The 15,767-nt window shown below is 41.2% G+C and carries 11 protein-coding genes and 1 pseudogene; 1 reads left to right on the top strand and 11 read right to left on the bottom strand.

The genetic code is table 11. From position 1 onward, the window contains the following. Positions 1–51 precede the first annotated feature (51 nt). The 10 genes and pseudogenes from MHZ95_RS13475 to MHZ95_RS13520 form a co-directional block, all read right to left on the bottom strand. A complete protein-coding gene (locus MHZ95_RS13475) occupies positions 52–831 on the bottom strand; it encodes an enoyl-CoA hydratase/isomerase family protein (protein ID WP_239391283.1) in 780 nt (259 codons plus the stop codon). After that, a complete protein-coding gene (locus MHZ95_RS13480; protein ID WP_239391284.1) occupies positions 828–1,706 on the bottom strand; it encodes a 3-hydroxyacyl-CoA dehydrogenase family protein in 879 nt (292 codons plus the stop codon). The genes MHZ95_RS13475 and MHZ95_RS13480 overlap by 4 nt, the downstream gene beginning before the upstream one ends. 226 nt (positions 1,707–1,932) lie before the next feature. Next, on the bottom strand, positions 1,933–3,174 hold the full coding sequence (locus MHZ95_RS13485; protein WP_239391286.1) for an MFS transporter: 1,242 nt from the start codon (positions 3,172–3,174) through the stop codon (positions 1,933–1,935). A 19-nt stretch (positions 3,175–3,193) separates the two neighbouring features. Continuing rightward, on the bottom strand, positions 3,194–5,467 hold the full coding sequence (locus MHZ95_RS13490; RefSeq protein ID WP_239391288.1) for an arylsulfatase: 2,274 nt from the start codon (positions 5,465–5,467) through the stop codon (positions 3,194–3,196). Positions 5,468–5,780: 313 nt separating this feature from the next. Continuing rightward, positions 5,781–6,950, bottom strand: coding sequence for an ROK family protein (locus MHZ95_RS13495; protein ID WP_239391289.1), 1,170 nt, complete (start codon positions 6,948–6,950; stop codon positions 5,781–5,783). A gap of 18 nt (positions 6,951–6,968) precedes the next feature. Beyond that, positions 6,969–8,264: an MFS transporter gene (locus MHZ95_RS13500; protein ID WP_239391291.1), complete on the bottom strand. Its 1,296-nt coding sequence runs from the start codon at positions 8,262–8,264 to the stop codon at positions 6,969–6,971. A 421-nt stretch (positions 8,265–8,685) separates the two neighbouring features. Beyond that, a pseudogene (locus MHZ95_RS13505) lies at positions 8,686–9,185 on the bottom strand (formylglycine-generating enzyme family protein); the annotation flags it as partial. A gap of 53 nt (positions 9,186–9,238) precedes the next feature. Further along, positions 9,239–10,420: an MFS transporter gene (locus MHZ95_RS13510; RefSeq protein WP_239391293.1), complete on the bottom strand. Its 1,182-nt coding sequence runs from the start codon at positions 10,418–10,420 to the stop codon at positions 9,239–9,241. Between the two features lie 101 nt (positions 10,421–10,521). Continuing rightward, entirely contained in the window at positions 10,522–11,070 is a 549-nt protein-coding gene (locus tag MHZ95_RS13515) for a hypothetical protein (protein ID WP_239391295.1), read from the bottom strand. A 38-nt stretch (positions 11,071–11,108) separates the two neighbouring features. Continuing rightward, positions 11,109–12,338 (bottom strand): FAD-dependent oxidoreductase, encoded by a 1,230-nt coding sequence (locus MHZ95_RS13520; protein WP_239391297.1) that lies wholly within the window; start codon positions 12,336–12,338, stop codon positions 11,109–11,111. Positions 12,339–12,590: 252 nt separating this feature from the next. Between MHZ95_RS13520 and MHZ95_RS13525 the strand changes: the two genes are divergently transcribed. Further along, positions 12,591–13,352, top strand: a complete 762-nt coding sequence (locus tag MHZ95_RS13525; protein WP_239391299.1) for an IclR family transcriptional regulator — start codon at positions 12,591–12,593, stop codon at positions 13,350–13,352. Positions 13,353–13,451: 99 nt separating this feature from the next. On the opposite strand, the gene MHZ95_RS13530 is transcribed toward MHZ95_RS13525, so the two are convergent. Continuing rightward, positions 13,452–15,731 carry an ATP-binding cassette domain-containing protein gene (locus MHZ95_RS13530; RefSeq protein ID WP_239391300.1) on the bottom strand — a complete coding sequence of 760 codons (2,280 nt, stop codon included), beginning with the start codon at positions 15,729–15,731 and terminating at the stop codon, positions 13,452–13,454. Positions 15,732–15,767 lie beyond the last annotated feature (36 nt).

Consider the following 15,767-nt stretch of genomic DNA (forward strand, 5'->3'; position numbering starts at 1 on the left):
GTACCCTGATGGGCTGTGCATCTGGATACTTCATTGCTGTCGATTCTACAGTTAACGCCCAGCGTAAACCGGTTTTCTCTTTTCAACAAACGCATTCAATCCTTCTTTTCGATCTTCCGTCGAAAAGGCGTTGCCAAAACAAGCGCTTTCAATGATTAAACCTGATTCGATATCCGTATTGCTTCCTGTATTCACTGCAAGTTTCAACATCTGGAGAGCGACCGGTGGCTTGCTCGCAAGTTTCTTTGCCCATTCTTTCGCAGTTGACAATACTTCATCCACAGATACAACTTCATTGACGATATGCAATTCAAGCGCTTTAGCCGCATCGAACATCTCACCGAAGTAAAGGAGTTCTTTAGCAACACCTTGTCCAACGATCTTTTGTAAACGCTGTGTGCCGCCGCCACCTGGAATGATACCAAGACCTACTTCAGGGAATGCAAATTTCGCTTTTTCAGAACTGATGCGTAAATCACAAGCCAACGCAAGTTCAAATCCGCCACCTAATGCCATACCGTTCAATGCTGCAATGACCGGCTTCGTAGCATTTTCAATTTGTGAAAAAACAGCTCTGGATACTTTGTTCATCTTATTGATGCCGACAAGATCCAAGCCGGCCATTTCGTTAATATCCGCGCCTGCAACGAACGCTTTTTCTCCGCTACCTGTCAGAATAACCGCCCGTACTTCATCATTGTCATCCAACTTCGCAAATACCTCGGATAATTCTTTAAATACTTGTGTATTCAACGGATTGACAGGTGGTCGATTAATCGTTACTGTGGCTACATTTTCTTCAATATCTAATAATAAGTATTCATATGTCATTGTTTCACGAGCTCCTTTTTTTGTTCATAGTCGTAAAATCCAGCGCCCGCTTTCTTTCCAAAGCGACCTGCTCTCATCATTTGCTTCATGAGCAATGGTGGTGCAAAACGTGCATCGTTGAATTCATTTTGGAAATATTCCATAACGTAATAGCCGATATCCACACCCGCATAGTCTTGCAATTCAAATGGCCCCATCGGGTAGTTCAAACCGAATTTAACGGCTTTGTCGATATCTTCTGCCGAGGCGACCCCTTCTTCCAGAAGACGGATCGCTTCGATAAATTGCGGAATCATAATGCGGTTAACAATAAACCCAGGTGTATCTTTTTTCACTTCAACGACTTCTTTTTTCAATTGAGTAGAAAGCGCTTTCAACGTTTCTACAGTTTCGTCACTTGTTTCATAGCCACGTACGACTTCCACAAGCTTCATGAGCTGTGCCGGGTTGAAAAAGTGCATACCCGCTACACGGTCAGGACGTTTTGTTGCTGCAGCGATTTCAGTAATGGACATAGACGATGTATTCGTTGCTAGAATGACATCTTCTCTGACAATGTTATCAAGTTGAGCGAAAACTTCTTTCTTTAAGTCCATATCTTCAATTACCGCTTCAATGACTACATCGGCATCTTTTAAGTCTTCGAGATTTGTCGTCGTTTGAATACGAGCCAGTGTTTCTTGTTTTTGCTCTTCCGTCATTTTCCCACGCTCAACACTTTTGGCCATGAACTGATCAAGTCGTGCAAGAGCTCCTTCTAAAAAGCGATCTTCAATATCTCTTAAAACTACATTAAATCCATTCAATGCTGCAAGGTTTGCAATTCCAGCGCCCATCGAGCCTGCGCCAACTACACCAATCGTTTGAATTGTCATTGTTCATCTCTCCAATCAAAGTTTCTGTATTTTCATTATAAACGGTCTTTTCTTGAAATCACACCTACAATGTGTAGGAATGAAACATTAATTTTTAGTCAAATAATACAGGCTATACACAAAAAGAAGAGAGGTGACTTAAAAGAACACTTTTAAGTCACCTCCAATTTTCTGGAAAGATATCAATAAAACAATATCCTTTATATACAATTCAATTTCAACTAGGTTATTCCATTGCTATTTCTGCATTCTGCGGACTGACTTTTCGATCCTTCTTCGTGATTGATAATGCCGCGATTGTCGATAAAATGCCACATGCGACTAAAAAGAAGAATGCAGTATCGTACGAACCCGTCGCACTAATAATGAATCCCATTACAATTGGAGCGATGAATCCTGCCGCTTGGGCTCCTGTATTTACCATACCCATGCCAGTTCCAATCGCTTCTTTCGGTAACAATTGATGTGGTAACGAAAAGGCAACTGAAAATACAAAACTCTTGAAGATGAAAACTAAATTCCAGTAAATCACAACCGCAACCATGGAGTCAGAAATAATCATTAAGTACAAAAATACAGTTGTTAACAACATTCCGCCTGCAGCATAGTACTTTTCCGTATTTATAAAATATTTATTCAATAGGATACCACTCAAGATGGTAGCAAAACCGCCTAGTAGGGCGGGTACTGAAGCAATCAATCCTACCGAAAGAATATCTAAATTACGGGTTTCCACTAAATAGATGGGCATCCATGAACTGAAACCCCAGTTAATGATTCCTGCTGCAAACCACATGACCACAATTTTCCATATACCAGAATTGTTCAACAGGTTCTTCAACGGCACTTTGTTTGTTTCTTTAATTTTCACTTCAATTTTTTCCGTTTGGGCTGCAGGCCGGTAAAAGAACCAAAATGCAGCAACCAATAAAAAGCCGACCACTCCAATTGCAACAAACATATGTCTCCAACCCAACCAGACGATTAAAGGCGCAGCGATCAACGGACCTAGCGCTGCTCCAAAAAAATTGGATGACATCATCGTAGACGAGGCTTTTGACCTTTCATTTTTCGGAAAAAATTCAGATATACCTTTCTGACTGGCTGAGGGATAGAACCCTTCCCCAATTCCGAATAAAATACGAATGATTACTAGGGAAGCTAACGACCAGGCCAAACCGGAAAAGATTGTAAATAACGACCAAAAAGCGATGGCGAAAATTACAAGTTTTCGGGATCCGATTTTATCAGCCAACCAGCCTCCCGGTATTTGCATACATGCATACGAAATAAAAAAACTACTTAATATGATACCTACCATTGAGGGATCTAAGTTAAATTCCTCCTTGATCGGAATTACCGCAATATTCATGACCATCCGATCCAGGAAACTCAAAAGCCATCCAACAAACAATAGCGCCAATGCAACATATTTCTTTTTACCTTTTGTTAAGTCAGAAATCCTCATCCAATCCTACTCTCCAATACTATTCTGTCATCAATTCTTGCAAAACACCTGCCTCAATGTCTTCCTTGTAGCCATCTACTGTGTAGATTACTTGATCCAACTGCCCTTTAAATGGAAACGGCGCCGTGTACAATGGGCTGATCGGGTTTCTTTCATTTTGTCCAATGTAAAATAATGCCCGTGAAAAGCCAAGTGCAGATGCGTGAAGGATCTTCCCCTCACCAATTTGTTCATGATTGACAAACATTTTGCCAACGCCTTCTTCTTCACCTGTTTTATCAAACGTAAAGCACACGGTAAGAGCGCCTGTTGGAAGCTCCTGCTCCGATTTGACGACAAATTCCTCTACATTGGAGAAATTGTAATAGAAATAAAGATGGTTATTTTTCACAAAAAAAGTATACCCGCCTGATTGATCACCATGTGCTGCGATGACACCATCATCATCTGTAGAAGTACGCTCTATTTTAGCTTCGATTTGGAATGATCGGTTTCTTAAGTCTGGCGCTTGAAGCCCATTGTGAATTGCTGGTGCCGCATAGAAAACCCGCTCAACTGGTCCGTCAATCTGTTTTCCCCGTTTCGCAATCAATTTTAGTCTTTGACCGAGGGTTCGACCATCCAATGGGAAGATATCGTATTTTTCCGCCTCCGACCACCAATCCTCAATCAGTTCCTTTAATTTTCCTGGATAAAGCTTAGCAAGGTCATTAAATTCTGAGAAATCATTATTTGCATCATATAGTTCCCATTGATCTTCATCAAAAGAAGTATTTTCTACGTGACGTGCGACTGCCTTCCAACCATCTTTCCAAATTGCACGATTTCCTGCTATTTCATAATGTTGCACTTTCTTACGGGTAGGTTCCTCTCCGTCAGCCAGCGTATACAGAAGACTTGTCCCGTATACAGGTTTTTGCGGTACACCTTTATAGACCTCAGGCATTTCCGTATTAATTAACTCCAGCACCGTCGGCATAATATCAGTGACAAAATGGTACTGTGTACGAATTGCCCCATTATCCTTTATTTTTTCAGGGTAATGAATGATGAGTGGACACCTAATCCCGCCCGCATGTGTATACGTTTTGTACCATTTTAATGGTGTGTTTCCGACTTGAGCCCAACCGGACGGATAGTGGCTATTCGCGTTCGGCCCGCCCAGTTCATCAATACGCGCCAACTTGCTTTCAAATGTTTCCGGCACTGCGTTATAGGATGGCGTCCACGTATTGACCATACCTCCTTCACCGCCCATTCCACAGGCGCCATTGTCAGATAATAAAACAATGAAAGTATTATCCAATTGTCTCAAGTCCTTCAAACATTGGATGAAACGACCGATGTGATGATCGGTATGTTCGAGAAAGCCTGCGAACACTTCCTGCATTCTCGCATACAATCTCTTTTCATCCTCATGAAGCGTGTCCCAAGCTTTGACATCTGGATTTCTCTCGGGCAGTTTTGCATCCAATGGAATAATTCCCAGCTCTTTTTGCCTTAAAAACCACTCTTCTCTTGCAACATCCCATCCCTTATCGTATTTCCCTTTGTATTTCTCAATGAATTCCTTTGGTGCTTGATGAGGCGCATGCGGTGCCGCATAAGATAAATAACAGAAAAAAGGCTTGTGAGGTGCTTCTGACTTCTGTAATCGGATATAGTCAATTGCCTTATCCGTTAAATCTTCAGTTAAATGATAGCCTTCTTCCGGACTTTTCGGTTGTGAAACACGACGGTTCCCTTCTACTAAATCGGGATGGAACTGATCCGTCGCTCCCCTTAAATAGCCGTAAAATTGTTCAAAACCTCGCCCAAGTGGCCAACCATCAAATGGACCAATCTGCGTCTGTTCTTTTGCCGGTGCCAGATGCCATTTACCGACAGCAAACGTGTTGTACCCTTCTTCAAGAAGCACTTCACTGAGCATTGCGGTATCTTTTCTTACCTTCCCTCGACAATTCGGAAACCCGCTATCCAATTCCGTGACAAATGATACACCTGTCGAATGAGGATTGCGTCCCGTCAATAAGGACGCTCTCGTAGGTGAACACATAGCTGACGTATGGAAATTCGTATAACGGAGTCCATTTTTCGCCAATTCATCCATATGCGGTGTGGAAATATCCGAACCATAGCAACCTAATTGCGAAAAGCCTAAATCGTCTAATACAATATAGACAATGTTTGGATTTTGTTTGTCTGTCGTTTCTTCTTCAGGCCACCATGGGGTCGAGACATCAACCGTTTTTCCGATTTCACCTTTAAATGGTATTTCTTGATCTTTAAACATTTTATCAATCCTTTCAGAATATAATTCTTTTATCCCAATTAACTAAAATCACCAAATATGAGATATGTCTTCAGATTTAATACCTAGAATATTTCGTCGATTTCACAAAAAGAAATTATGCGAATAAAAGGGAATTCACATCAGATACTGCCGTAAAAAATGATAGATTCTATTGATAAAGTAAAACATTTACTGACCCGGCATTGAGAATAACCTCTAGTTCAATTACTGAGATAGTCTCATAGCCGCCACCGAACGATACACAACCAGCCAGGTCCACTTTATTCCTTTACGGAATAAAGTGGAGAAATGATTACACACTATTAAAATAGGAGTGGAAAATTTGAATTGCTCCCCCAAGCGCGATTGCATTTTCCCTTAAAGAGCCTTTTTTATAAGTAGGTGATAACAGGTCAGGCATAAAGATGTGAGATTGGGCGCTGCGCACTGCATCATCAAAAAATGAAGATGTTTCATAGATCAGTGGTCCGTGAAGTACCACAAGCTCTGGACGAAGTGAATTAACCATATTCGCTAAACCGACGCCAAAATAAAATGCTGCTTTGTTTGCAATATGAAGAGCACGTTCATCCCCCGCTTGCATTAAATGTAGGAAATGATGGTAAGTCATATTTTTTTCGCCACTTATCCTTTCAAATTCATCGACCATCGAAGTGATTGTGGAATAAGCAGCTAGACATCCCTGCCTACCACATTTACATACTTTACCATCCGCCTGGACAATCATATGTCCTAAAGCACTGGTATCTCCTAATCCTGAATAAAAGATTTTTCCATCATTCACAAATCCGCCTCTAATTCCAAAACCGTTGATGCAATATAAAATATTTTTATGCACTTCACCACATGCAAAAAGTTCTGCCATGGCTGCCGTATTTGCCCCATTATCCAACATCACGGCTACCGGAAAATCATTGAAATATGCCGGTACATTTACATTTTCCCACCCTAAAGACAGGAAGGATTCCGGTTTCATAATTTTTCTCTCATGACGTAATATAGGCCCCACTGCTCCGACACCAATTCCAAGTAACTGATCAAAAGAAATAGCATATATCTTTAGCCACTTCCAAATAATCCGATTTAATTCTTCAAATACAATCTCAGGCGTATGACTTCTTGTCATTTGAATGATTTCGCTTTCGACAATGGTAAAATTAATCGTTGTGAGAACAATCCGGGTGGTAGTTCGGGAAATATCTATTCCAATGATCCAAGCAATCGTTTCGGACACCTCGTATAAAATAGGTGGCCGTCCTCCATTTGACGGACCCACTCCCACTTCTTTGATCCACCCATTTAGTAAAAGTTCTTCAATTACTCGGGTCATCGTCGTTGGCTTTGATTGCATATGTTCAATTAAATCCGCTTTTGTCACGGTTCTTCGTTTATGAATCAAGTGATAGGTTTGTTTTACAAGTTCATTTTTTCGGGAATCATCCTCAAGAAATTTTTTGAACATAATTTTGTCCTACCTTTACTATAAAACTGGAACTGAATTTTTCTTGCGACTTTCTTTTTCTTCTAATTTAACATGTTGTTCATCCATACTTACCTTTGCTAATTTGGGTTTAACAAAAATAGCAAAAAGCAAACTAAAAATTAAGACAAGACCAGCTATAAATAATATGGACAAATTATAGCCTGCTATTTTATTCGCGCCAGCTAAGGCTACAATTGAGCCTGTTAGGATTGGGCCGACTATGCCCGCGAGATTACCAAACGAAGTTAAAATACTAGCCATCAGACCTCCTCTTTCGGGCAACTCATTAATCATGATGCTTGGACCAATCGGTAATATCACATATGTGAATCCTTTTGCCAGACATAGGGCAATAATAACCCAAACTGGATTTTGAAAGACCGTAACCGAAGCCAAAAATAATGCACCGATGCCCATCGCTCCAGCAACTACGTATACTCTAGATAGACGCCAATTCTGATTCTTTTTAAACAGGTGATCTGAAAATGCCGATACGCCAATATAGATAAGGATGGAAACTACTCCAATTGTCGCCACACCATAACCCATTTGAATTGCAGACAGCTCAACGACTTCCACTAAATAGATTGGCAACCAAATCGTAAACCACACAATTAAAAATTGAGTTGATAAAAAAGCAAATGTCGTAAATAGAGCAGTCGGAGAAGCAACTAATACTAGAAAATCCTTCAACTTAATTTTCTCTAATCGGGCTTTCTTCTGCTTTTCTTTGTAAACTTGCACAGGACTTTCTTTAGTGAAAAACTGGAAAAGGAAAAACCAAACAAAACTTGCAGCACCAAGCAAAGCAAATGCCACTTTCCAGCCAAATGCGACTATTAAAGCGACAAGTAGCGGGGCGACAACCATTGCTCCAACTCCACCGCCAGCTACAACAATTGAAGTGGCAAATCCGATTTGCTTTGGCGGAAACCATTTATGTACATGATTGAAAGCAATAGGGGTATATGGAGCTTCGAAAACACCAAGTAAAACCCTGTATACAATCAGTAATGGCAAGGCTGTGATCGCCAATACTCCAAACTGCAAAACAGTCCATGTTAGCATCAAGAAGCCGAGTATTTTCTTTGCTCCAAAACGATCCGCTAACGCAGCACCAAAAATCCCAGTCACAGGAAATAACCAATAATAACTACTACCAACCAATCCCCATTGCGTATAAGAAAGATTAAAATCCTTCATAATAGAAACAGCTGCAAGTCCTATAATTGACTTATCCGCAAAGTTAATAACCGTCCCAAAAAATAATAGCAAAAGTACAAACCAACGCATACAATCCCTCTTTTCTTCCCCATAATTTCGGCCTTCCCACAATAATTGATACTTGTCAATTAACTGACGAAAACAACTTATTTCCCAGTTGCCACCCCCTTTTTGATAGCGCTTTCAAACCTATTTTAAAGTTGTTTCCTATTTGGTTGAAAGTCGTCCGAGTAATAAATTTTAAATCTTTCGTTAAAGAATATCATCCCTTAGAAAAGAATGTAATCTACAGAAAAATGGTTATGTAAGTTTTTTTTCCTTAATTGTGAGGATTGACATTCGAAACATTACAAATATTGTGTAATTAATAAATTATGTTATTGATAGATAGCGTCACTATAAAGTAACTTAAAATTTAAAATGCTTTATTTTAATAATAAAACAGTAGCATGAATGAGCGTATCAGTTCACACTACTGTTGATAAAATCTTTAATCCATAATAGAAATATTTTTCACACAACGAAATCCCAAATTCCCAGTTGAACTATCGGGCGTATTAGATGTTCTTGCAGCCACCCGATAACGATTACAATAGGACTCATGACAAAGATAGGATCCCCCGCGCATCGATTTTGCTGTCCCAGTGGAAGATCCTTTTGGATTATTGATGGTATCGATTAAATGATAATCGGAGCTAAACCAGTTTGCGCACCATTCCCACATATTCCCCACCATATTATAGAGACCATAGCCATTCGGTTTAAAGGTGTTGCCAGATGCCGTACTCAAGTAGCCATCAGCTTTCGTATTTTCAAGCGGGAATTTTCCTTGCCAAACATTACAAAGATGTTCACCATTGGGTTCCAGTTCATCTCCCCAAGGAAATATCTTTTGGATGAGTCCGCCTCTCGCCGCATACTCCCATTCCGCTTCGGTCGGCAATCTTTCCCCACCCATTGACAATAGGCCATTGCATCATTCCAAGAAATCACGAACTCCTTAAACTTCAAATTGGTTACCGGTTGTGGAATGAATTTAAAGATTATGCTTCACGATGTTGTTGAGTTCCTTCTATTGAAATAGCATTCTTCTTTTGGGCCCAATAATAGACGGCCATGCCCGTAAAAATATAAACGGAACTAAAAGCGTAGATCATTCCAAGATCCATTCCCCCCGCCAATGCTCCGACGATCAATGACCCGCCGCCAATGCCAATATCTAATGTCGATAGAAAAGTGGCCGTTGCTACGGACCTACGCTTCGGTTCCACACTTTGAATCGCTAGTGTCTGAAAACATGGAAAGAGTGTTCCCCAACCAACTCCAATCAACCCGGCAGCAATGAAGAATAAAAAAGCACCTTGAGATAGACCAAGGGAAAGCATACCAAGACCAAACAGCAGGATGGCGGGGAAAATGACTACATTTGCCCCATACTGATCAAACCACCTTCCCGTAAACGGCCGAGAGAGGATTAGTACAACCGCAAAGACTGCAAAAAAGAAACTGGATTCAGCCCCTAATCCCCGCTCTGCGGCGAAAATCGCCATAAAAGATAAAACCGTTGAATAGGAAAGGGCAAAAAAAGCAACGGTTAAAGAAATAGGCATCGCCGCTTTTTCAAACATCGGCTGTTTTTTCATGATAGTCGTTTTCTCTTCTTTTTCCAACCTTGTCGCTACTCCAAAGACTAATGCCGTAAACGCAAAAAATGCGCCGATCCAAAATAAAACATAAATATCGAATGCCCTGAAAATCGTCAGCGCTATAAAAGGACCGAGCACCATCGCCAAATTGCTTGACATGACAAAATAGCCCATTCCCTCTCCTTTTCGCGATTCTGGAACAATGTCGGCAATAATGGTCCCTGTTATGGTTGTCGCCATTCCGAAGCCAATCCCATGAATAAATCGTAAAATAAGCAAAGGAATGACAGAATCAAAAAAACTGTAGGAAAAAGAAGCTACCGCAAAAATCAATAATGAAATGATCATTATAAATCGCTTGCCCCGTCGTTCAATCCACGGACCCGTAAATGGACGAATAATGATGGCTGCCACAAGAAAAACAGCCGTAAATAAACCAGCAATCATTCCGGTTGCACCGTAATTACGGATGGCAGCCGAAGGAAAAGATACGAGTAATGCATAATACGTAACAAAGAGAAAAAAATTGGCGACGGATATGAATATAAATTCTTTATTCCACAATACTTCCTTTTCCATTACACCCCTGCTTTCTCTAAAATCAAGTCAATTGAATACGGAAAAAGTTGTACTGGAAATTGATCCCGTACAACTTTTTCCCGATTATATAAACTTTGTACTTAAAGCAGGTAAATCGTATTCCCTTCAGGTCCAAGTGGAACATGGCCAGACTCTAGCAATTCTAATAAGGATGCAAATAATTCCGTTCTACCCGCCAGCTCTGCTGTGCACGCCAGAACTGCTATATACATCGCGTGTCCGACAAGGAAACTGACTGTTTTTTCCTCGTCAAATGTTTGGAAAGCCTTTTCAAATGCAGCATGAAAAACAGCTTGCGGGACTGTGTCAACGGCTTTTTCAAGAAGGGACACTTGCCCTTCTGCCTCGATGTCTTTTTTCAACTGATTGGGAAGCTCACGCAACACTTCCCATAATTCGCTATTATCGAATGTAAGTTTGCTAATTGCATCCGGCACTTGCTCTTTTGAAACCCATTGGATATCGTACTTGTTCACTTGCAAAGCTTGCATGAAACGATGGAATGTTTCCTCCGCCTCTTTCTCTGTCACACCGGCTTTTTCATACCAGTTGATGGCCGTTAACCGTTCGGCTACGTCATTGATGGACTGGGCTTTTGAACCAAACTTATTTTCATTTATCAATACCATTTCGTTATCCTCCTTTTTCTTCGATCTTGCAATATCTATTAATATTTTGTTGTCAGTTCAGGAGGGCCGAATTTTGGTCCGTATGGGCCTTCGTCAAGCCAGCGGCCAAGTGTCGGGACAACTGACACGAGCGAAGCGGCCAGTTCACGTTTCAGATTCATTTCTTTTGATTCGCCTTGCAAGTGATGAAGCGCTGTTGTCGAGCCATCACGGTTCCATTTTGCTGCGATTCTTCGTTCTGTTGCCGCTGCATCGATCGCTTGACGGCGCTCTTCTTCATTTTTTGCTTGGATCGCTTGCTCGATGCCTCGTACAGCAATGATTGCATCAGGTACACCGGAGTTTAAACCACGTGCGCCAAATGGAGCGAATAAATGTGCAGCCTCTCCGGCCAGTAAAATACGACAATTCGGATCGGTAAACGAATCCGCAACAACTTGGTGGAAACGGTAGGAGGATACCCAAGTGACACGTTCCGCATATTTCGGATCCATCACTTTCGGAAGCCACTCTTTTAGTCCTTCTTCTGATGTATAATCTTCCACTTTGTCATCAGCCAGGAGTTGAAGGTCTACCCGCAATCCGCCTTTAAATGGTACATACATGACGTTGCGGCGACCCATTGCCGGATGCTGATAGTGGAAAATCCGCTCGACTGGCATCGGATCGTTTTCGTCTTCTTCAATGTCTACAACGAGGAATGTATCATGTGTACGTGGTCCTTCAAACTCGATGCCAGCTTGTTCACGAACAACTGAGCGAGCCCCATCACAGCCGATGACGTAATCCGCTTCCCATACATCGCCTGAAGCAGTTGTCAATTTGACACCATCCTTAGCAATAGCCAAATTTTTTGCCGGCTCACCATAGACAAATTCAACGCCCGCCGCAATACAAGCGTCATAAATGATTTTCTCGATATGATGTTGGTGAAGCGATGTAAAGTGCGGCAATTTAGTCGTATCTTGGTTATTCGTAATACCATAATTACGGACATACACTTCTTTCCCACGAAATAACGTTCGTTTGATTGGCCAGATGATACCGTTTTTCGCCAGCTCAAAACCAAGCCCTTGCGATGTTTCTTCCAAAAGTTTTAGCGACGCGCTATGTAAAAAGATTGCACGGCTTCCGGCTCTTGGCGCATCTTTCTCTTCCGCTTCGATGACGACACAGGAAATCCCCTTTTTTTGTAGAGCCAGACCTGCAATCATTCCCACCGGCCCTGCTCCTACGACGATTACATCACGCTTGTTAACAGTTGTCATAATTACTAGCACCCCTTTGTTTGAATAGAGAAATAATTCTTGAGTTAATTATAACGAATAATCTTCAGCCAATCATATGGGTTTGTTCTTCTATCTGGAACAATTCAAACGAAATATTTAGCTTCACACAGCGCATGTGGACGCAATTACGCCGAGGGTCAATTGATTCTGTCTCTTTTTTCGTAAAATAGCAAAAAATCCACTTCGATGGTAAAATAGTAATGTAATCATACATAAAGGTGGTTCTCACTTATGTCAGACAAAGAAAACTTGCCGAAAATCCAGGCACTTATCGTCGGGTTCTCGATTATTGAACTTGTAGCCAAAAGCCCGCAACCGCTTAAGTTCAACGACATCCATCATCATACGAAAATCACGAAAAGTAATTTGCATAAATATTTACATACACTCACCTCCCTTGGCGTTTTGTATCGCGATCAGGAAAGTGGCCATTACTCGGGTGGACCAGCACTGATTGATTACGGAATGGCAACGGTCAACAGTGAAAATATTTTGGAGAAAGTGGGTCCTTTTTTGGAAGAGATCAATATCCTTTCAAAAGAAACGACTTTGCTTGCTGTATGGACGCATGATGGACCGACAATCATTCACATGATTCATAGCCGTGCAGGATTAAATTTAGGAGGCCAAGTCGGGACTGTTCTTCCGATTCATTCGGCTGGTGGGAAGCTATTTGGAGCATTATTAAACGGACCTTTGCTGGATGAGTGGATAGCCGGTGAAACTGAACATCTTTCCGCTGAAGAAAAGGCAACTCTCCAAACAGATTTTGAAGAAATTCAAAAAAATGGCATCGCATTTGCTAGTGAAGCACTCGCCCCATCAATTTCTTCGACAGCGATTCCGATCTTCAATCATGACTCGCATATGTTGGGTGCCATTATCATTGTTGGATTTCAAGGTACGGTTCCAGCTAGCCTTGAAGAGGAGCTTAGTGTTCAACTTCTTAAAAAAAGCGAGGAAATATCAAGTCTATTCGGATTCTCCAAATAAGAACAGTATAAAACGCACACTTTTTGAAGCGGCATGTAAAAGCCAACCCAGTTACATGGCAGTTTTTCCGTGTAACTGGATTACTTATGCCTATTGCTTTTAAAGAAAACGTTCTCTAACTCCCTCTTTTAACCATTTAGCTGTCAATGTTTGTGCATTGAGCATCTCTTCCGGTGTCCCCTCGAAGAGTATACGTCCGCCTTGTTTTCCTCCTCCTGGTCCCATTTCGATGATCCAGTCACTCGCTGCGATAAAGTCTAGATTATGTTCAATTATGATAACGGAATTACCCTTATTCACAAGTTTTTGAAATACATCTAAAAGTTTTCCATTATCTTTTGTGTGAAGCCCTATGGAAGGTTCATCTAATAGGTAGATTTGTCCTTCTTTTTGTAAGTGGCTTGCCAGTTTTAAACGTTGAATTTCTCCTCCGCTTAAAGAGCTTGTCGTCTGGCCTAAAGCTAGATACCCTAATCCTACGTCTTTTAGTGTATTCACTCGTTTGATGATCTTTGGCATCTTAAAATAGGAAATCGCCTCATCTATCGTTAACTCTAAAATCTCTACAATATTTTTTGCTTGATATCGATAAGACAGTGCCTCGTCTGAATATCTCGTACCGGCACATGCTTCGCAGGGAATCGTCACTGGATCTGCAAATGCTACGTCTGGCGTGATGACTCCTTTCCCTTTGCAAATCGGACATGCGCCTGAAGAGTTAAAGCTGAACAAACCAGGTGGTTGTCCTGTTTCTTTTGAAAAAAGGGAGCGGATATCATCCATAATTCCCATATAGGTAGCAAGTGTCGAACGGCTAGAGGTTCCGATACCGCCTTGCCCTACGCTTATGGTTTCTGGATAAATTTCCGTAAAGGATTCCAACATTAAAGAGCTTTTCCCTGAACCCGATACGCCACAAACAGACACTAAGACATTTTTAGGAATCGTTACGCTTATATTTTTCAAGTTATTGTGATTTGCTCCGCTGATGGCAAAATAATCTTTTATTTCTCTTGGATTTTTGTTGATAGTTTGTTGGTGAGTTAGGGTTGTTGCGGTCGGCTTGTTTTTTAGTTCTTCTACTGGTCCTTGATAGACAACTTCTCCTCCATTGACACCTGCTCCTGGTCCCATTTCTATGATTTCATCCGCTACTTTGATGATGGATACATCGTGTTCAATGACGATGACAGTATTATGTTGGGCCTTTATACTTTTTAACATCTGAATTAACAAATCCACTTCTTCCGGATGGAGTCCTGCACTAGGTTCGTCAAAAATATAGGTGATATTGTTTAGACTGCTCCCTAAATGACGAGCGATTTTTACCCTTTGCGCTTCGCCGCCAGACAAGGTGCCCATTTTTCTTGATAGACTCAAATAGCCTAATCCCATTTCCACTAATTGCTTTAGAGGAGGAATTGCTTGCTGTGCGATATATTCTCCCAAAGGGTCTTGTAGTGTTGTTAATTCTTCCAGTAGTTCGGTTAGCTCAAACTGATCGTATTCTGCAATATTGAAACCATTTACCCTACATTCCAATACTTTGGGATTCAGTCCTGATCCTTGGCAGGTCGGGCATAATGTATGTGTGGATACAGCTAAGACATCATCTTGGGTCACTCCTTTTAACTTCGAAATGTCTCTATTAATATAAAGGCGCGTAAATCTTGGTAATACCCCATCCCAATCATGTTTTTGTGGTCCATTTTTCGTATGAAACGGTGCATTGACTTTTTCACCTTCCTTGGGACCATATAAGAGCAGCTGGCGCTTTTCTTCCGAATAGTCCTTTATCGGTAAATCTGGCTCGAATAACCCACAGGTCATCATCCAGTTGCCTTGCCAGCCGGAAGGTGATAAGGGCTTAAATCTTACCGCATAATCACGAAGAGACTTCTCCAAATCGACCATCTTATTTAAGTCCGGCGCAATGATCTCCCCAAACCCACTACATGCCGGACAACTACCAAAAGAACTTTGGCTTGAAAATTCGTTTGCAGAACCGATTGATGGTTTTCCTATTCTTGAAAACAAAAGTCTAATTAAAGGATTGATATCCATATAAGTGCCAACTGTTGAACGAGAATTGCCTCCGACAGGTCTTTGCTCGACTACGACAACGGGGCTTAAGTTTTGCATAAGATCAGCGTGAGGTCTTTCGTACCGCGGCATTTGATAGCGGATATACTGTGGGTAGTTCAACGTCATTTGTCTTCTACTTTCCGTAGCTAATGTATCAAATACGACTGAACTCTTTCCCGAGCCTGAAAGACCCGTAAATACGATGATTTTTTCTTTTGGTATATTTAAGTCTACACTTTTCAAGTTATTTTCTTTAAGCCCTCGTAAAATGATTTCATCTTTTATTCCCGACATTTAATCATCCTTCCTGATTATATCTCAATCAATCAG

Source organism: Sporosarcina sp. ACRSM (assembly GCF_022346545.1).
GTDB lineage: Bacteria > Bacillota > Bacilli > Bacillales_A > Planococcaceae > Sporosarcina.